This window comes from Neisseria sp. LACPHL-SPEC-2024-00856 (assembly GCF_047915665.1).
GTDB lineage: Bacteria > Pseudomonadota > Gammaproteobacteria > Burkholderiales > Neisseriaceae > Neisseria > Neisseria polysaccharea.
The window spans coordinates 251,525-271,104 of record NZ_JBLRPR010000002.1 but is presented as its reverse complement, the minus strand read 5'-3'; the positions used below and the strand labels follow the sequence as shown (position 1 = coordinate 271,104).

Genomic DNA, 19,580 nt, shown 5'->3' with positions numbered 1-19,580 from the left:
CCGTCTGAAGGTTCAGACGGCATTTTTTCTGTGTGTTTCTCGTACCCAAAGCAGGTCGCAGATGCCGTCGCTCGGGGCAAAGCCGGTCGGGGCGTTGATGAGCAGGGTGCGGATTGCCTGCTGGTCGTAACGGTCGCAGGCCGAACGGATGCGGTTGAGCAGGGCGGAGAGCTCGTGCCACGGCAGCATCGCCTCGTCAGCCGTCATAATGCGTGGATGGGCGGTTTTGCGGACGTTGTCGCCGATGAGCAGCTCTTCGTAGAGTTTTTCGCCGGGACGCAGTCCGGTAATGAGGATTTCGATGTCGCCGTCGGGTTGTTCGGGTGTTTTGGGTTTGAGGCCGCTTAAGGTAATCATTTGGCGGGCAAGGTCGATGATTTTGACGGATTCGCCCATGTCGAGGACGAATACGTCGCCGCCCGTACCCATCGCGCCTGCCTGTATGACGAGTTGGGCGGCTTCGGGTATGGTCATGAAATAGCGTGTGATTTCGGGGTGGGTTAGGGTGAGCGGGCCGCCTTGGGCAATCTGTTTTTCAAACAGCGGGACGACGGAGCCGGACGAACCTAAAACATTGCCGAAACGTACCATGCTGAAGCGGGTTTTTTGTCCGGGTTCGGCGGCGAGTGCCTGAAGGCAGAGTTCCGCCATGCGTTTGCTGGCACCCATGGTGTTGGTGGGGCGGACGGCTTTGTCGGTGGAGATGAGGACGAAGGTTCTTACGCCCGAAGCCGTGGCGGCAAGCGCGCACTCGAGTGTGCCGAAAATGTTGTTGCGTATGCCTTCGACGGTGTTGAATTCGACCATGGGGACGTGTTTGTAGGCGGCGGCGTGATAGACGGTCGCAACGGAAAAGGCGGTCATGACGTGTTCGAGCAGGGTGCGGCTTTGCACCGAACCCAAAAAGGGCAGGATTTCGGCGGCGATGCCGTTTCGGGCGCAGTATTCGCGCAATTCTTTTTCGACGGCGTACAGGGCGAATTCGGATAACTCAAACAGCAGCAGCTTTTCGGGGCGGCGGCGGATAATCTGGCGGCAGAGTTCCGAACCGATGGAGCCGCCCGCACCGGTTACCATGACGGTTTTGCCTTCGATGTCGGCACTCATCAGGCGGTCGTCGGGCGCGACGGAATCACGCCCGAGCAGGTCGGACACGGAGATTTTTTTGAGCGTGCCGATGCTGATTTTCCCGTCCATCAGGTCTTTCATTCCGGGAATGGTCAACACTTCGCAGGGATAGGCTTCCAGTTTGTTGATGATTCGGCGGCGTTGTTCCTGAGTCGCGCTGGGAATGGCGAGCAGGATTTTTTCCACGCCGTAGCGTTCGATGAGGAAGGCGATGGCATCGGGCTGGTAAACGGCAAGGTCGTAGATGACGGTGTGCCACAGTTTGGGGTCGTCGTCCACAAAGGCGGCGGCGGAATATTCGCGCATTTGTTTGACGGCCTCGAGAAGCTGTCTGCCCACCTGCCCTGCGCCGTAAATAATGACGGGGGTCATCTGTTTTTTGGGGTGTTCGGACAACAGTCCGCGCAAAACCATACGCGAGCCGGTCACGGAAACAAACAGCAGTAAGAAATAGACAATCGGCAGGGCGAGGCGCAGCCTTTCTTCAAAAATCAATGTGTTGAGGAAGAACAATACGGCGGAGGCGAGGCTGCCTGCCAGCGCGGTGGAGAGGATGCGGAAGCTGATGAAGCGTGTAACGGCACGGTAGAGCCCCATTCTGACGAACAGGCCGATGGTCAACAGCGCGGTCAATAGGAAAGACTGCCAGTTGGCAGGGTCGAACCATTCGTTCGAGTAGTCGGCCTTCAGGCTTTGGGTAAACCAGAAGGCGGTGAAAATCATCAGAAAATCGTGTATGAGGAAACAGATTTTCTTGATGTTGCGCGGCAGGTCGATCAGGGTTTCCAGATTCATATCGTGGGGCGGTATGTGTTTTCGGGCGGCATATGCCGTCTGAAGGGTTATCGTGTGGCTTCTGCCAATACGGCTTCGATGTGCTCTTTGCAGAACGCAATTTCGTCGTCGGTCAGCGTCGGATGCACCAAGAACATCAGGCTGGTGTCGCCCAGTTCGACGGCGTTTTTCAGCCGCTCTTTCGGCCGCCACGGCGTATTGTCGAAGGCTTTTTCCAAATACACTTCTGAGCAGCTGCCTTGATAGCAGGGGACTTTGCGCGCGTTCAGTTCGTTCACGATGCGGTCGCGCGTCCAGCCGTCTTTCAGGTGTTCGGGTTTGATGAAGGCGTAGAACTTGTATTGCGCGTGTTCGATGTAGTCTGCGACTTCAACCAAGCGGATGCTGGCGAACTTGCCTAGGCTTTCCTCCAGCTTGGTGGCGTGCGCTTGGCGGCGGGCAGTCCATTCGGGCAGGCGTTTGAGCTGGATGCGGCCGATGACTGCCTGCATTTCCATCATGCGCCAGTTGGTGCCGAAACTTTCGTGCAGCCAGCGGAAACCGGGCGCGTGTCGGCGGTGGTACACGGCATTGTAGCTTTTACCGTGGTCTTTGTACGACCACATTTTTTCCCACAGGGTTTTGTCGTTGGTCGTAACCATACCGCCCTCGCCGCCGGTGGTCATGATTTTGTCTTGGCAGAACGACCATGCGCCGACGTGTCCGATAGAGCCGACGGATTTGCCTTTGTATTTTGCGCCGTGCGCTTGGGCGCAGTCTTCAATCACCCACAAATCATGTTCTTTTGCCAAAGCCATGATGCCATCCATTTCGGCAGGCATACCGGCAAGGTGAACCACGATAATCGCTTTGGTATTCGGGGTCAGCACGGTTTTGACGGTTTCCGCGCTGATGTTTTGGTTGTTCAAATCCACGTCGGCAAACACGGGGGTTGCGCCCGCGTTCACAATGCAGGACGCGGAGGCGAGGAAGGTGCGCGAGGTAACGATGACGTCGTCGCCTGCGCCTATGCCCATTGCTTTAAGCGCGACATCGAGTGCCAGCGTGCCGTTGGATAGGGCGACAGCGTACTGTGTGCCGGCGAAGGCGGCGAATTCTTTTTCAAATTCGCGGCATTCGGTGCCTGTCCAGTAGTTGACTTTATTGGACAGCAGGACTTTGGAAACGGCATCGGCTTCTTCTTGTGTGAAGCAGGGCCACGGGGAAAGGAAAGTGTTCAGCATGATGGTTTGTCCGTCGGTTTTCAGACGGCATTTCCTCATTTCTGCCGTCTGTTGCTTAGGCTGTTTATTTTAATCGTTTACGACCGCAGGGTCTCGGTATTTTTGCCTGTCAATGGCTTTGCCGGGTTGCCCGCGACGGTCATGCCGTCTGAAACGTCGCGCACGACGACTGCGCCCGCGCCAATGGTTGCGCGGCTGCCGATACGGATCTGCTGGCGGCTGCACGCGCCCGTGCCTATCCAGCTTTCTTCGCCGATATGCGTGTTGCCCGACAGGTGCGCGCCCGGGCTGATGTGGACGAAAGCGTCAAGCAGGCAGTCGTGATCGACGGTGGCGGCAGTGTTCACAATCACGCCGTCTTTCAATACGCTGCCGGCCTGTACGACTGCCTGAGCCATAACGACGCTGCCTTGTCCGACTGTTGCAGAAGGCGAGACGGTCGCGTTGGGATGAACCAGAACGGGCAGGGCGAAGCCGAGCGCGGCGGCTTTTTCGGCGATTTGGCGGCGGATGTGGTTGTTGCCGACGGCGACGGCGACGTCGTATTGTTCGGGCGATAAACTGTTTTCAAGCAGCAGCGTCGTGCCGATGACGGGGAAGCCGTTGACGCTGCCTTGTGCGCGGTCGTCCAGAAAAACGATTTCCCTGTACCGGTTGAGTGCGGCGGCAAGGTCGGCAACGACTTTTCCGTGTCCGCCCGCGCCAACGACGGCAAGTTTGCGTTTTCCTGTGAAAGGGGGCATGGTAGCTTCGCCCTGTGCGGAAATCCCTTCCTTGATTAATACTTTTTTAACCGTCAGCAGTAGGATTTTGATGTCGAGGCACAGGCTGAAGTGGTCGATATACCAGATGTCGCATGCGAAGCGTTCGTCCCATGAGGCGGCGTTGCGCCCGTTGACCTGCGCCCAGCCGGTAATGCCGGGTTTCATTTCGTGGCGGCGGTTTTGGAAGTTGTCGTACAGCGGCAGATATTGCATCAGCAGCGGGCGGGGGCCGACCAGGCTCATGTCGCCTTTGAGGACGTTCCACAGTTCGGGCAATTCGTCCAAACTGGCAGCACGCAGTTTTTTGCCGAACGGTGTCAGGCGTTCTCCGTCGGGCAGCGGAATGCCGTCTGAATCAAGCGCGTCGCGCATGGAACGGAATTTGACCATTTTAAAAGGTTTTCCGTCCTTTCCGGGGCGTTCCTGAATGAAGAAGACGGGTGAACCCAGATTCTTGCGGATGAGGTACGCCAAAATCAGGAAAACGGGTGAGAGGACAATCAGCCCCGATGCGGATGCGATGATGTCGAACAGGCGTTTGAAGAATTTACTCATGGGCTAATCTTTCAATCAGGTTGACGATTTTCCGATAGGAAATGTCGCGCCTGAAGCGGCGGACGATTTCGTCGGACTGAACGGGGTCGTTTTTGCACGCCATTTGGCAATCGATGATGTCGTGCCCGTGCCGCACGGACCTGACATAGAAGTGGTCAGGATGATTTTCATAATGGGAAACCTTGTTTTTTCAAATAATGAAACAGTTTGTGCAAATCTTTCCGGTGGCGCAGGATGCAGCCTGCCAGATATGCCGCCCATACGCCGGCAAACAGGGGGTAGTTTGCCGGCGTGCCGAAGCAGGTGTAGGCCGCCGAGGAGGTCAGGCAGAACAATGTGTGCATATAAAGCGGCAGGCGTTTGAGCGGCTGCCACAGGCGGCAGGAGCTTTCGGTCTTGAAAGCAAAAAACAGCCAGAATGAGGCGGCACAGGCAACCGCCGCGCCGCGCGCGCCGCCGGACGGTACGGCAAGCCCCAGCAGCAGCAGGTTTGCCGCCAGCGCGCCCAAGGTGGCGAGCGCGATCGGGCGTGTTTTTCGGACGACGTTCAAACCGATGCCGCTGATTTCTGCCAGCGTGCAAAACAGCGGCGGCAGCATACACGATACGACGATAAACCGGACGGCGGCGTAGTTTTCCGGCAGCAGGAGGGAGGCGAGGGGCGAGAAAATGCCGGTCAGGCAGAGGGCGGAGGCAAGCAGGGCGGCGGCGGATTCTGCCGTTGCCGAGAGACGGGCGGGCGGGGCGTTTTCTTCGATTGCGCGGAAAATATACGGTGTCCAGACCGTTGAAAAGATGCTTTGGAACAATAATGCCGCCCCGCCGAACGAAATACCCATCGAATAAACGCCGAGCTGTTCCAGGCCGGCATATTTTTTCAGGAACAAACGGTCGGCGGATGCCAGCCCCCAATAGGCGATGCTGCTTAGTGCGATCGGTATGCCGTAGCGCAGGCCGCGATGCAGGACGGCGGATGAAAACGGTGCGCGCCGGACGGCCTTCAGACGGCATCGGTTTTGAAACAGCAAAAAGGCGGCGGCGGCAAGGTTTGCCAGCGCGTAAACGGCGGTCAGGACGGCGGTGTTCGCCGGAAAGTGCAGCAGCCCGACCGTTAGCGGCAGCAGCAGCAGCAGGGCGAGCTTGGGCACGAGTTGCGCGGACGAAAAGGCAAGGGCGCGTCCTTCCATACGCAAAACCAGTAAGAGAAAGCGGATGGGCAGGAAGCTCAGTTCAAACAGCACCAGCCCGATGCCGGCGGCGGCATCGTCGAGCGAAAACAGGATTTCAGACGGTATGGCCGGATGGGAAAGCAGCAGGGCGGCTATCGCGGCGGAAAACAGCAGCGGCGGCAGGAACAGGGTTTTGAACAAAGTGTCTTTGTCGTCGGCGGCATAGTATTCGCGGACGTATGCCTGATCCAGCCCGAGGCACAATACCGACACCGTCAGTCCCGCTGCCGTCTGCATCAGCACGATGCGCCCGATGTCGTCGGCAGGGAAATACCACGACAGCAGCGGCAGGATGATGACGGCTAAAACCGCGCTGCCGATCGAGCCTGCCGCGTAGCCGAGGATTTCTTTTGTGTCCATTTTTGATGTCCGGACGGAGGCGGGATGCTGCCTATGCCGTCTGAAGCCTTTCTTGATCGGAATTTGACGGCTTTCAGACCGTCGCGGCTGCCGGCGGGGTGCGGCAGTCCGGGTTGCGCTTTTTCGGGTGGGCGGCGGTCTGAATGGTGCCGTTTTTTATCGGCGTTATTATATAGTGAAACGGCGCAAACCCTTTAAAAGGCGTTGCCGTTTTTCCGGAACACGGTTTTGATGTCGTGTCCGAGGATTTCGCTTGAAACGGGTGTCCACAAGGGCGGTGCGGAAAGGGCGGCGCGGTTTTCGGGCAGGGAAAACAGGTCTTTGCCGCTGCCGAGGATTTTGGGCGAACGGTACAGCACGATTTCGTCCGCCAAATCTTCTGCCAAAAATGCGGATGTGAGTTCGGAGCCTGCTTCGACCATGATTTCGCCGAAACCTTCGTCAGCAAGGAGACGCATCAGGTGGTGCAGGTCGATTTTGCCGTCTGCCGTTTCAGACGGCATCAGGATGCGGATGTGTGCGTGTTCCCGATAGGGGCGGAGTTTGTCTTCATCGCGTTCCAAGGTGGCGATGTAGGTCGGAGATTGTCCGTCGGTAACCAAATGGCTGTACGGGGGCAGGCGCAGGCGGCTGTCTAACACGATGCGTGTGGGTTGGTGCAGGGTTGGGAAGTCGCGGACGTTGAGCCGGGGATTGTCCGCCAACACCGTGCCGATGCCGGTTAGCACCGTGCAGCTTTCGGCGCGCAAAACCTGTACGTCGGCACGCGCTTCTTCGCCGGTAATCCAAAAGCTGCTGCCGTCTGAAAGCGCGGTTTTGCCGTCCAGCGAAACGGCGCATTTGAGGCGGACAAAGGGGCGGCGGCGTTCGATGCGCGACAGGAAGCCTCGGTTGAGTTCCCTTGCCTGATGTTCGAGTAAACCGCATTCCGTCTTGATGCCTGCCGATTCGAGCAGGGCAAGCCCTTTGCCGGCAACCAGCGGGTTGGGGTCGCGCATGGCGGCAACGACGCGTGTTACGCCGGAACGGAGCAGAGCTTCGGCGCAGGGCGGGGTACGCCCGTAATGGCTGCACGGTTCGAGGGTAACAAAGGCGGTCGCGCCTTTTGCCATTTCGCCCGCCTGACGCAGGGCGTGGACTTCGGCATGAGGACCGCCTGCTTTGACGTGGAAGCCCTGCCCGACAATTTGGCTGCCGTGTGCGATAACGCAGCCGACGCGCGGATTGGGCGAAGTGGAAAAACGTCCCAAAGCGGCAAGTTTGAGGGCGTTTTGCATCATAGAAATATCTGTTTCGGAAAACATCGGGATACCGTATTAGTATGGGTTGGGGGAATCAGGTTTTGCCGCCTGTTTTGACGGCTTGCGCCAGCCACGAGGCGAAATGTTCCGGGCTGTCGAAGCGTTTGTGCAGGGCGGCGAAGCGTATGGCGGCTTCCGTATCTTGTCGGAGCAGTTCTTTTAGCACCATGTCGGCAAGTGCGGCAGAGGGGATGTCGCGCTGACCCGAAGTGTAGAGCCTGTGTTCCGTCAGGCGGACGGTTTCGTCGATCTGTTCGGGTGTCAGGGCGGATTTTCGGGCGGTGGCGGTCAGGTCGTTGCGGAGGCGTTGTGCATTGAAGGGCGAACGTTTTTTGTCCGTACCGATGACGGTGGGCATTTTGAATTCGGCGGTTTCGAGCGTGCCGAAGCGTTTGCCGCAGTTGGGGCAGTGGCGGCGGCGGCGCACGGCGTTGCGTTCTTCCATCAGGCGCGAATCGGCAACGCGGGTGTCCGTGTGGCTGCAAAACGGGCATTTCATGGTATTTCCTCCCTGATGCCGTCTGAATCAAACCGATACGCCGGCTGCGCGTGCGATTTCCAGACCTTCTTCAGTACTCATATAGACGGGGTTACGGGGTCGGTCGTTTAAAATAATTTTGCCTTCGCGGAACATGACCAGTTCGTTCACGGCAAGTTGGGACCATGATTCGTCGCGGGTCAGCGGCAGGGTGGCGATAACGGCAACACGGTCGTCCGGTGTGGTTACTTCGGCAAAATCGACCATTACATCGTCGTCGAGCAGACGTGCCTTGCCGAACGGGGCTTGGCGGACGATGTAGTGCAGCAGTGTGCTGGCGTGGGCAAACAGTGATACGCCGTCGGACAAGACGAAGTTAAACAGTCCGAATTTGCGGATTTCGTGCGTCAGCCCGGCAATGGCGTCGAACAGGGTTTCGTCGTCGGGACGTGTGTCGAAGCGGGTGCGGAGGCGGTTGAGGATGTGGCAGAATGCGCGTTCGGAGTCGGTGGTGCCGACAGGATGGAAGAATTCGCCCTGTGCGGGAAAGAAGTCGACCAAATGCCCGTTGTGTGCAAACAGCCAGTAGCCGCCCCACATTTCGCGCATAAAGGGATGTGTGTTCGCCAGCGAGGTTTGTCCTTGCGATGCTTTGCGGATATGGGCGACGACGTTTTCCGATTTGATTTGGTAGGCGCGCACGAGGTCGGCGACGGGGGAATTTGCGCTCGGCTTGTCGTCGTGGAACAGGCGCACGCCTTTGCCTTCGAAAAAGCCGATGCCGAAACCGTCGGCGTGATGGTCGGTAATGCCGCCGCGCCGGCGGAAGCCTTCAAAGGAAAACATAATATCGGTCGGCGTATTGCAGTTCATGCCCAGCAGTTGACACATAGTTTGTCCAAATGATTCAGATGGTCGCAAGTATTCGGATTATACCCTGAACTGAAAATGCCGTCTGAAATACGGCTTGTTCCCCATTATTCCCGCGAAAACAGAAAACAAAGACGGAAACTTAAGATTCCGTCATTCCCGCGCAGGCGGGAATCCGACTTGTCCGGTTTCGGTTGTTTTTCGTTCCGTAACTTTTGAGCCGTCATTCCCGCGTAGGCGGGAATCTAGAATTTCAATGCCTCAAGAATTTATCGGAAAAAACCAAAACCCTTCCGTTGTCATTCCCACGAAAGTGGGAATCTAGAAATGAAAAGCAACAGGAATTTATCGGAAATGACCGAAGCTGAACGGACTGGATTCCCGCTTTCGCGGGAATGACGGCGACAGGGTTGCTGTTATTCCGGATAAATTCCTGTGATTTTGAATTTCTGGATTTCCATCTGCGCGGAAATGACGGCGGACAGGTTGTCGTTATTCCAATAAACCCCTGCGATATGGAATAACCGGATGCCCGCTTTTACGGAGAATGATGATGGAAAGTCATCATCGTGCGTCAAACCCGCGCGGCAGCACACCGGTAAAGCCGATGCCGTCTGAACGCCCTTCAGACGGCATCGGTATGGCTGATCAGAGATACGGTTGCAGGGTGCGGCGGAGGATGTCCGTGTCAGTAATTTCGGTGATGACGGCTTCGCCCAGACGGTTCAACCCGATAAAGCGCATCACGCCGCCGCTGACTTTTTTATCGTGGCTCATATGTTCGAGCCATTTTTCAAAGGCAAACACGGGCGGCGCGGACGGCAGTCCGGCGGCTTCAAACAGGGCGGCAAGCCGTGCGGTATCTGCGGCGGAGATTTTGCCCAGTTGTTCGGACAAACGCGCCGCCAACACGCAGCCGGCGGCGACGGCCTCGCCGTGCAGCCATACGCCGTAACCCATTTCCGCTTCGACGGCGTGTCCGAAGGTGTGTCCGAGGTTGAGCCATGCGCGTATGCCCTGTTCGGTCTCGTCTTGGGCGACGATGTCTGCCTTCATCTGACAGCAGCGGTACACGGCTTGGGTGAGGGGCGCGCATTCGAGTGCCATCAGTTCGGGCATATGCTGTTCCAGCCATTCAAAAAAACCGATGTCGCCGAGCGCGCCGTATTTGATGACTTCCGCCATACCGGCGGACAATTCGCGTGCGGGCAGGGTGTGCAGCGTGTCCAAGTCGGCAAGCACCGCCTGCGGCTGGTAGAACGCGCCGATCATATTTTTGCCGAGCGGGTGGTTGATGGCGGTTTTGCCGCCGACGGAGGAATCGACCTGACTTAATAAAGTAGTGGGAATTTGAACAAATGGCGCGCCGCGTTGATAAGTAGCCGCCGCAAAACCCGTCATATCGCCGATCACGCCGCCGCCCAGTGCGATGAGCGTGGTTTTGCGTTCGGCGTGGTTTTGCATCAGCCCGTCAAAGATGAGGTTGAGCGTCTGCCAGTTTTTGTGCGCCTCGCCGTCGGGCAGGATAATGCTGAAATGGGGAATGCCTGCCTCGTCTAATGCCGTCTGAAGCGTATGGAGATAAAGCGGGGCAACGGTTTTATTGGTGATGATGGCGGCGCGTTTTCCCAAATGCGGTTTGAGCAGGCTTCCCGCCTGCGGCAGTAGCCCGTTGCCGATAAAGATGGGGTAGCTGTGCGAAGGTGCGTGTACGGTCAGTGTTTTCATGCGTCGGTTTTTATTCGGATAAAAGGTTGAGTAGGATTTGTACGGTTTGCCGGCAGTTTCCCGATTCGATAGTGAAGTCGGCGGTTTGCCTGTAAAGCGGGTCGCGTGCGGTGTAGAGTTCGCGCAATCTGCCCAAGGGATCGGTAACTTGTAAAAGGGGGCGGCTACTGTCGCAGCGCGTGCGTTCGAGCAGGGTTTCGGGTGGGGCGTGCAGATAGACGACCGTGCCGCTTTTGCGGATAAGGGCGCGGTTTTCTTCTTTTAACACCGCGCCGCCGCCGGTGGACAGGACGATATGCGGCAGGACAATTAGTTTTTTGAGTATGGCGGTTTCGCGCGAACGGAATCCCTGTTCGCCTTCCATTTCAAATATGGTGGGGATGGGAACGCCGGCGGCTGCGGCGATTTCGTGATCGCTGTCGTAAAAACGGTAATCCAGCCGCTGCGCCATTTGCCGGCCCAACGTGGTTTTGCCCGCGCCCATCAGTCCGATGAGGATGAGTTTGTCGTTAAAGTTTTTCATCACGATTCCTTAATGTTTGACACCCCGCCTTCCGAGGCGGCAGGGTTCGGGCTTGTCGGGTTACGGCGGGATTTTATACGAAATCGGCAGGGCGGCGGTACGTTTGGAAAAATAACCCGACCATCCCGAACCTTTCTGATTTTAAGGAAAAATAAAAGAAATCAGGGAGGTTTTTTATTTCAGGCTGTGTTTTGACAATCCGTTGATTTCACTTACTTATTTGTCAGGAAAAGGCAATTATCTTTGCTTAGGTAAACAATTATCCAATTGAATATATTGAAGATAATATGTTTATCAATATTATAGTGGATTAACAAAAACCAGTACGGCGTTGGCTCGCCTTAGCTCAAAGAGAACGATTCTCTAAGGTGCTGAAGCACCAAGTGAATCGGTTCCGTACTATTTGTACTGTCTGCGGCTTCGTCGCCTTGTCCTGATTTTTGTTAATCCACTATAAAGACCGTTGGGCATCTGCAGCCGTCATTCCCGCGCAGGCGGGAATCCAGTCCGTTCGGTTTCAGCCGTATCCGACAGATTCTTGCCGCGTTGCGGTTCTAGATTCCCGCCTGCGCGGGAATGACGGGATTTTAAGTTGCCGTTTCGGGTTGCTGTTTTTTGTGGAAATGACGAGGCTTTGGATGGCGAGGATTTATCCCTTCCGCCGTCATTTCCACAAAAGTGGGAATCTAGAAATGAAAAGCAACAGGAATTTATCGGAAATGACCGAAACTGAACGGACTGGATTTCCGCTTTCGCGGGAATGACGGCTCAAAAGTTACGAGACGAAAAACAAGCGAAACCGGACAAGTTGGATTCCTGCCTGCGCGGGAATGACGGCATTTCGGTCGCGGCAAAAAGCATAAAGAAAGGGCATATGCCGTAAAACATATGCCTTTATCTGGCCGCATTAATAGCGCAGGCTGTTGCCGGCCGTATCCATAATCCTCGGGGTAATGAAAATCAGCAGTTCGCGGCGGTTGGTGCTTTTCCCGCGTGTTTTAAAGAGGTTGCCGATAACGGGGATGTCGCCCAACAGGGGGACTTTGGTCAGCGTATTGCCGTTCTCTTCTTCATAAATGCCGCCTACAATCAAAGTACCGCCGTTTTCAACCATAGCCTGAGTATTCAGGTTTTTGGTTTGGATACACTTGGTCGTCTCATCTTTTACGGTACAGTCGACAGGCGTGTCTTTATTGATTTTGACGGTCATAATGATTTGCCCGTCGGGCGTGATGTTCGGCGTAACGGTCAGCCCCAAGACGGCTTTTTTGAAGGTTGTGGTTGTGCTGCTGCTGCTGCCCGAACTTGAAGTGTCTTGGTAGGGGATTTCTGTACCGGATTCGATTTTGGCCTCTTTGCGGTTTTGGGTCAGCACGCGCGGATTGGCAAGCGTTTTGGTTTTTGAAAGCGACTCGGATGCGGACAATTCCAAATTCAACGCGCCGGAGGAAATCGCGCGCACCAGCGAAATGCTGTTTGCTGCAGCGGCAACCGGCAGGTTGATGCTGGTTTGGGCAGACCATTTGCCGTTGTCGCCGCCTTCAAAACCCGAGTTCACGCCCCAGCCGAATGCGCGGTCAGCATCTTTCAGCTTTTTCTTGCCTGTCGCGCCGAACTTAACGCCCAAATCGCGCGAGAAGCCGTCTGCCGCTTCGACGATGCGTGCCTCAATCATCACTTGTTGCGCGGGTACGTCCAATTCGTCGATCAGTTTGCGGAATTTTTCGATGACGCTGCGGGTGTCGGTAACAATCAGGGTGTTGGTGGCGGGATCGATCAGCACGCTGCCCCTGCCGCTGATAAGCGTGTTGCGGTTTCCGGTCGTGTCGGCATTGTCCAAACGCAGGATGCTGCGGAATTCTTCCACATTTTTGTATTTCAACTGGAAGTTTTGGGAATACAGCGCGCCCAGATCGGCAATGTCTTTTTCTGCCTGTAAGAAGGCTTTGTCTTTGGCAAGCAGCTCGTCGCGGGGTGCGATGTTGACGATGTTCCCTTGCTGGCGCATATCGAGGTTGCGCGCCTGCATAACCAAATCCAAAGCCTGATCCCAAGGCACATCTTTGAGGGAGAGGGTCATTTTGCCGTTGACGGAGTCGCTGGCAACAATGTTCATCCCGGATTCTTTTGCCAAAATCTGCAGGATGGTGCGGACTTCGACATCTTGGAAGTCAAGGGAGATTTTCCGGCCTTTGAAGGTTTTGGGCGCATTGTTCACGCCGCCTGACTCGAGGTTTTGTTTTTTCGGCAGGACTTGGAAGGTAAAGTATCCGGGCGCGGCGGATTTGTTGACGAGTTCCCAGTTGCCGGTTGTCGTGATAATCAGTTGGGTGTCGTTATTGAGGCGTTTCAGCGTAACCTTTTGAACCGGTGTTTTGAAGTCTGCCACATCCAAACTGCGTTGGAGCGCGGTCGGCAGGGTATGGTTTTTCAGCGTAACGATGATGTGGTCGCGTTGTTGGCTGATGTCGGGCTGCCCGGCAAAGCCCAATGCCGCCAATTCGATAATGCCGGCATTTTTGCCGTCTTTGCGGAAATCGATATTGGTTTGTTTTGCCGGTGCCGCCGCCTGTTGTTTTGCCGACGCGGCAGGCGCGGCTTTTACGGCGGGGCGGGCGGGGGCGGACACGGTATCGTCCGATTCGTTGATGAGAATCCAAACTTCATTTCCGCGTACTTCGGTATTGTATTGACCCGGTTTGTTCAGATTCAGAACCAGACGCGCACGGCTGCTGTTTTGTGCGGCACTGATTTTGCTCAACAGAGGGTCGGCATACTCGAGTACCTGTTGATTCATGGAAATGCCGGTTTGTTCAAAGTCCAAGGCGATGCGCGCGGGCGACGAAGTGATGAAGCCGGTCGGGTTGACAACCTCTTTGTCAAAGCTGACTTTGACGATTTTCTGCTTGTTGGGCAGGGAGGAAACTTTGATGTCTGTAATGTTTCCCGCCGATGCCGTCTGAAAGGCGGCGGTTGCGACAAACAGGCCGGAAATGATTTTTGTCAGTTTGGTATTCATATGGATTAATCCCCTTCTTAATTTTGTTCTGCGGCGGGTGCTGCCGCTTGTTCGGTGTTTTTGTCGGAAGCGTTCAGAGGCAGTTCCGCCCTGCGGGAAACCCAGTTGCCCGTACCGTCTTCGATTAATTCGTTCAAAACGATGCTGTCGTCGGTAATGCTTTGGATTTTACCGTAATTTTGCCCTAAATAGTTGCCGATGCCGACCGTGTAGACATAGCCGTCGGCTTCGACGAAGCCGGATACTTTCTGACCGGACTTCACAATGCCGACATAGCGTATGTTTTCCAGGCTGAATTTCTCCAGCGCTTCTTTAATACGCTTGGTATCGGGGGCGTTACCCCCTTTTTTGGCGGCTTCCATCCGGTGGAAATCGAAAGCGTTGGGCCCTGTCGGCTGAGGGGGGCTGTATACCGGCGCGACCGGCAGGGTAGGAGCCTGGAAAGGTATGATTCCTGCTTTGGCTTCTTGCTGTGTCTGAGCCATCCACGCGTTCAGGTCTTCAGAATCTTGGGAACAGGCGGATAGGGCGGCAAGACTGATGAATAAGGCGTAATATTTCATGGTTTCCCTAACATAAGTTATTTTTGTCCGGCATTTTCTGCCGCTTCTGCAGCCTGCTGTTGTGCGGCAAGTTCTTCTATGGATTTTGCCTTATAGGTGGTGGCGATGGCGCTGAGGTTCAGGATGCTGCTTTTGCCGTCCGCCCCTCCTCCGTTTTCGGCAGATTGGGTGATTTTGAGCGATTCAAGGGTAATAATCCGCGAAAGGCTGCCGACATCGCGCGTGAACTGGCTGATTTGATTGTAGTTTCCGGTAATGGAGATGGAATAGGGCAGCCTTTGTATCGGGCCGTCGTCAACGGGCGGCTGCGGTATGACGCTGTCCAAGCGCAGGCCGTTGCTTGAGCCTGCCTGATGAAGCTCTTGAACCAAATTGGGAATTTCGGAATCGGTCGGAAGCTGTTTCAGCATAATGTTGAAGGCGGATCGGATGGCGGCAAGCTCTTCTTTCAGATTGTCCAAACTGGCCGCGTCGATACTTTTCTGTTTGTAGGTGTTTTTCAGTTCGGTTTCTTTTGCTTCATATTCCTCAAGGGATTCCAGCTGGCTTTTGAACAATCCGGCATAACCGCCGCCCAGTATGGCGGCAACGGCCAGCAGGGCGATAAAAAGCCTAGCAGGAAGGTTGAGCAGGTGAAGGTTGTTGAAATCCAAGTTGTTTTTAGATGATTTAGAAGCCATTCAGTTTGCCTCCTGTGCGTTTCCCGAAGCCGGATTCTCTTTGGATTCGACCGCCTTTACGATGGGTTGTAATGTTGCCTGAAGGGTAAATTCTTGATACGAATTGTTTTTCTTAATGCTTAACAATTCGGGTTGCTTGAATATGCCGGTATTGGGCATCGCCCTCATCATGGCGGCAACGCGGTTGTCGCTGGATGTCCTGCCGTTTAACCGGTAAGAGTCGGCGGTAACGGCATCCAGCGAGGTCAGGTAGGTGCTTTCGGGGACGGCCTCATTCAGGCTGTCGAGAATTTTTGCGGCTTGGAGGCGTTTGAGCTGGAGCTCCTCGATTTTGTTTTTCTTAATCAGGAAGGCATCTTTTTCCTGTTTGAGCTTTTGTATTTCCGACAGCTCGGTATCCAAGTGTGCGATGGAGGTTTCCAGCAGCGTGTTTCTTTCCGACTGGTTATTGATCATATTGTCGATAAACAGGTAGGTTGCCGCAACGGCGGCAACGCCCGTCAGCACAGCACCGTACATCAGCATTTTAAACTGCTGCTGTTTGCGCTTGTTCATCTCTTCCCTGTAGGGGAGGAGGTTGATTTTGATTAAATTGTTCATAATTATAATCCCCGTACCGCCAAACCGAACGCCCTGGTCAGTGTCGGCGCATCAAGTTCGAATTGTTGTTCGTCTGTTTTGAGGTTGTCCGCAAAATAACGTGCGGGATGGACGCATTGTACATCCGCATTGGTTTGCGAGGCGACGGTTTGGGCGATGCCTTCCTGGCGCACCGCTTCCCCGGTCAGCAGGATATGCTTGATGTCGGTCATATCGTCTGCGGTCTGCGTGGTGTAATAAAACTGCAAGACCCTTTGTATTTCTTGGGTAATCTGCTGGTTGAAATGGTTTGCCACACTTTCTTGGTAATCGGAAGGTTTTTGCGGTGAGTTGATGATTTCTTCCGCTTTTTCTTCTGTTACCTGATAGGTGCGCTGGATGAGTTGGTTGAGCTGTTCTTCGCTGACGGAGGTTTCCTGTTTGTATAGGATTTTTCCGTCTTGGATGACCAAGGCGTAGGTCTGTGCGGCATATACGCCGAAAATGGCGACTTTTTCAGCCGCAAGCTCGGGGGCGAAATGGTTTATCCACAGCGCGTAGGCGTTGTATTGTCCGAAAATGTCCACATCAAGCGCGGATAATTTCATACCGGCGGCGTTGAATGCGTCAATCAGGGGTTCGATTTCATCCTTTCTCGATGCGACGGCCAAAATAGCTTCTCCGGCGGCCGATTGGGACAAGACCTGATAGTCGTAATTGGCTTCTTCGAGCGATATCGAGCTGACTTCGGAGATGGAGGACTCCACGAACCCCTGCAGGTCCAATTCTGCATCTTTGGCCGTGTAGGTCAATTGTTCGATGGTTGCCAGATTTTGCGGGACGGACGCGATGATGTTTTTGCACGAGGTACCCAGTTCGGCATAGGCTTGTTGTAAATATGTAACAAGTTGATCGTAATTTTGGACTTTATTGCCTTGAACGATATTCTTTGGTAATTTGGCAATGACGTATTTTTCCAATTGAATTTGGTTTAAACTACGTCCTGACAATTGGACCATTTTAATGGAATGCTGGTCGATATCGATGCCGATTGCCGCGCGGTTATTGAGTCCCGAAGATTTTTTAGGGAGCTTGGCATCTGTTTTTTTAGGGTTTTTCAAGCTTTTAAACAAGCGCATGATGAAAGTTCCTGCTTTATTTGTACAGTGAGTAACCGTTTCGGTATCCGTAATGGATTTCTTGTTCTTTGCACATTGAAACCGTGCTTTGTAGAAATCGGCTGCTATTTTACTTTATTTAATACCAATAATGGTAAATTATCATTTCAGCTATGATTAAAAAGATTATAACGACTTGTTTTGGTTTGGTTTTTGGGTTTTGTGTATTTGGAGTGGGTCTGGTTGCCATTGCTATTTTGGTAACGTATCCGAAACTGCCGTCTTTGGATTCTTTGCAGCATTACCAGCCTAAAATGCCGTTGACTATTTATTCGGCGGATGGAGAAGTCATCGGTATGTATGGGGAGCAGCGGCGCGAATTTACAAAAATCGGCGATTTCCCCGAGGTGTTGCGGAATGCGGTTATCGCCGCCGAGGATAAACGCTTTTACCGGCATTGGGGGGTAGATGTTTGGGGCGTTGCCCGCGCTGCCGTCGGCAATGTCGTGTCCGGCAGCATGCAGTCGGGTGCGAGTACGATTACACAGCAGGTGGCGAAAAATTTTTATTTGAGCAGTGAAAAAACGTTCACACGCAAATTCAATGAGGCGTTGCTTGCCTATAAAATCGAGCAGTCTTTAAGCAAAGATAAAATCCTCGAGTTGTATTTCAATCAGATTTACCTCGGTCAGCGCGCCTATGGTTTTGCATCTGCCGCGCAAATCTATTTCAATAAGAATGTCCAAGATTTGACTTTGGCGGAAGCCGCCATGCTTGCGGGACTGCCCAAGGCCCCGTCTGCCTATAATCCGATTGTTAATCCGGAACGTGCCAAGTTGCGCCAGAAGTATATTTTGAACAATATGCTCGAGGAGAAGATGATTACCGTGCGACAGCGCGATCAGGCGTTGAATGAGGAGCTGCATTACGAGCGGTTTGTTCAGAAAATCGATCAGAGTGCTTTATATGTGGCGGAAATGGTGCGTCAGGAACTGTATGAGAAATATGGTGAAGATGCCTATACGCAGGGTTTTAAGGTTTATACCACGGTCCGCACCGATCATCAGAAGGTGGCAACCGAGGCATTGCGCAAGGCTCTACGGAATTTCGATCGCGGCAGCAGCTACCGCGGTGCGGAAAACTATATCGATTTGAGTAAGAGTGAAGATGTCGAGGAGACTGTCAGCCAGTATCTGTCGGGACTCTATACCGTCGATAAAATGGTTCCCGCCGTTGTGTTGGATGTTACCAAAAAGAAAAATGTCGTCATACAGCTGCCCGGCGGCAGGCGGGTTACGCTTGACAGGCGCGCCTTGGGTTTTGCGGCCCGCGCGGTCGATAATGAGAAAATGGGGGAGGACCGTATCCGCAGGGGCGCGGTCATCCGTGTCAAAAACAACGGCGGGCGTTGGGCGGTGGTTCAAGAGCCGTTGCTGCAGGGGGCTTTGGTTTCGCTGGATGCAAAAACTGGGGCTGTGCGCGCGCTGGTCGGCGGTTATGATTTTCACAGCAAAACATTCAATCGTGCCGTTCAGGCAATGCGGCAGCCGGGTTCGACCTTTAAACCGTTTGTCTATTCGGCGGCATTATCTAAGGGGATGACCGCGTCCACAATGGTTAACGATGCGCCGATTTCCCTGCCGGGGAAAGGGCCGAACGGTTCGGTGTGGACACCTAAAAATTCAGACGGCAGATATTCGGGATATATCACTTTAAGGCAGGCTCTGACAGCTTCCAAGAATATGGTTTCCATCCGTATTTTGATGTCTATCGGTGTCGGTTACGCGCAACAGTATATCCGGCGTTTCGGATTCAGACCGTCCGAGCTGCCTGTCAGCCTGTCTATGGCTTTAGGTACGGGCGAGACGACGCCGTTGAGGATAGCGGAGGCATATAGCGTATTCGCAAACGGGGGTTATAGGGTTTCTTCGCACGTGATCGATAAGATTTATGACAGAGACGGCAGGTTGCGCGCCCAAATGCAGCCTTTGGTGGCGGGGCAAAATGCGCCTCAGGCAATCGATCCGCGCAATGCCTATATTATGTATAAGATTATGCAGGATGTGGTCCGTGTCGGTACGGCAAGGGGGGCAGCTGCGTTGGGAAGAACAGATATTGCCGGTAAAACGGGTACGACCAATGATAATAAGGATGCGTGGTTTGTCGGTTTTAACCCTGATGTGGTTACTGCCGTATATATCGGCTTCGACAAACCTAAGAGTATGGGGCGTGCCGGCTACGGCGGTACGATTGCGGTGCCGGTTTGGGTGGACTACATGCGTTTTGCGTTGAAAGGAAAGCAGGGCAAGGGGATGAAAATGCCTGAAGGTGTGGTCAGCAGCAATGGCGAATACTATATGAAGGAACGTATGGTAACCGATCCGGGCTTGATGCTGGACAACAGCGGTATTGCGCCGCAACCTTCCCGACGGGCAAAAGAAGATGATGAAGCGGCAGTAGAAAACGAACAGCAGGGAAGGTCTGACGAAACGCGTCAGGACGTACAGGAAACGCCGGCACTTCCGAGCAATACGGATTCCAAACAGCAGCAGTTGGATTCCCTGTTTTAAAGACTCCGCAAAATGCCGTCTGAAAAGTCTTTCAGACGGCATTTTAGATTTGGCAGTGGCAATTTTTTAAATGTTTGCGGTCGGTCAAGTGGGGGGG

The 19,580-nt window shown here is 54.2% G+C and carries 15 protein-coding genes; 1 reads left to right on the top strand and 14 read right to left on the bottom strand.

What is annotated here, in order from left to right:
• Positions 1-12: 12 nt before the first annotated feature.
• The 14 genes from pglD to pilM all read right to left on the bottom strand — a co-directional run bounded on the left by pglD (position 13) and on the right by pilM (position 16,934).
• Entirely contained in the window at positions 13-1,923 is a 1,911-nt protein-coding gene (gene pglD / locus ACNAU7_RS03440; RefSeq protein WP_416300705.1) for an NADH-dependent dehydratase PglD, read from the bottom strand.
• A 47-nt stretch (positions 1,924-1,970) separates the two neighbouring features.
• Complete coding sequence (locus ACNAU7_RS03435; protein WP_416300810.1) at positions 1,971-3,146, bottom strand: DegT/DnrJ/EryC1/StrS family aminotransferase; 1,176 nt, start codon at positions 3,144-3,146, stop codon at positions 1,971-1,973.
• 77 nt (positions 3,147-3,223) lie between these two features.
• Positions 3,224-4,465 (bottom strand): NeuD/PglB/VioB family sugar acetyltransferase, encoded by a 1,242-nt coding sequence (locus ACNAU7_RS03430; RefSeq protein WP_416300703.1) that lies wholly within the window; start codon positions 4,463-4,465, stop codon positions 3,224-3,226.
• Between the two features lie 167 nt (positions 4,466-4,632).
• Positions 4,633-6,054, bottom strand: a complete 1,422-nt coding sequence (locus ACNAU7_RS03425; protein ID WP_416300701.1) for a lipopolysaccharide biosynthesis protein — start codon at positions 6,052-6,054, stop codon at positions 4,633-4,635.
• A gap of 194 nt (positions 6,055-6,248) precedes the next feature.
• Positions 6,249-7,358 (bottom strand): bifunctional diaminohydroxyphosphoribosylaminopyrimidine deaminase/5-amino-6-(5-phosphoribosylamino)uracil reductase RibD, encoded by a 1,110-nt coding sequence (gene ribD, locus ACNAU7_RS03420; protein WP_416300699.1) that lies wholly within the window; start codon positions 7,356-7,358, stop codon positions 6,249-6,251.
• Positions 7,359-7,389: 31 nt separating this feature from the next.
• Positions 7,390-7,854 (bottom strand): transcriptional regulator NrdR, encoded by a 465-nt coding sequence (locus tag ACNAU7_RS03415; protein WP_416300697.1) that lies wholly within the window; start codon positions 7,852-7,854, stop codon positions 7,390-7,392.
• A 27-nt stretch (positions 7,855-7,881) separates the two neighbouring features.
• Entirely contained in the window at positions 7,882-8,724 is an 843-nt protein-coding gene (locus tag ACNAU7_RS03410) for a class II glutamine amidotransferase (RefSeq protein WP_003676371.1), read from the bottom strand.
• Between the two features lie 627 nt (positions 8,725-9,351).
• Positions 9,352-10,431 carry a 3-dehydroquinate synthase gene (gene aroB / locus ACNAU7_RS03405; protein WP_416300694.1) on the bottom strand — a complete coding sequence of 360 codons (1,080 nt, stop codon included), beginning with the start codon at positions 10,429-10,431 and terminating at the stop codon, positions 9,352-9,354.
• Between the two features lie 10 nt (positions 10,432-10,441).
• Positions 10,442-10,954, bottom strand: coding sequence for a shikimate kinase (locus tag ACNAU7_RS03400; RefSeq protein WP_416300692.1), 513 nt, complete (start codon positions 10,952-10,954; stop codon positions 10,442-10,444).
• 907 nt (positions 10,955-11,861) lie between these two features.
• On the bottom strand, positions 11,862-13,973 hold the full coding sequence (gene pilQ, locus ACNAU7_RS03395) for a type IV pilus secretin PilQ (protein ID WP_416300690.1): 2,112 nt from the start codon (positions 13,971-13,973) through the stop codon (positions 11,862-11,864).
• Positions 13,974-13,990: 17 nt separating this feature from the next.
• Positions 13,991-14,536, bottom strand: coding sequence for a pilus assembly protein PilP (locus ACNAU7_RS03390; RefSeq protein WP_003710240.1), 546 nt, complete (start codon positions 14,534-14,536; stop codon positions 13,991-13,993).
• Between the two features lie 17 nt (positions 14,537-14,553).
• The gene (locus ACNAU7_RS03385) at positions 14,554-15,216 is read right to left on the bottom strand and encodes a type 4a pilus biogenesis protein PilO (protein ID WP_003710238.1); all 663 of its coding nucleotides are present in this window, start codon (positions 15,214-15,216) and stop codon (positions 14,554-14,556) included.
• Entirely contained in the window at positions 15,217-15,816 is a 600-nt protein-coding gene (locus tag ACNAU7_RS03380) for a PilN domain-containing protein (protein WP_416300687.1), read from the bottom strand.
• 2 nt (positions 15,817-15,818) lie between these two features.
• A complete protein-coding gene (gene pilM, locus ACNAU7_RS03375) occupies positions 15,819-16,934 on the bottom strand; it encodes a type IV pilus biogenesis protein PilM (RefSeq protein WP_411723004.1) in 1,116 nt (371 codons plus the stop codon).
• Between the two features lie 152 nt (positions 16,935-17,086).
• Here pilM and ACNAU7_RS03370 point away from each other — a divergent pair, with 152 nt between their 5' ends.
• Positions 17,087-19,483 carry a penicillin-binding protein 1A gene (locus ACNAU7_RS03370; protein ID WP_416300685.1) on the top strand — a complete coding sequence of 799 codons (2,397 nt, stop codon included), beginning with the start codon at positions 17,087-17,089 and terminating at the stop codon, positions 19,481-19,483.
• Positions 19,484-19,580 lie beyond the last annotated feature (97 nt).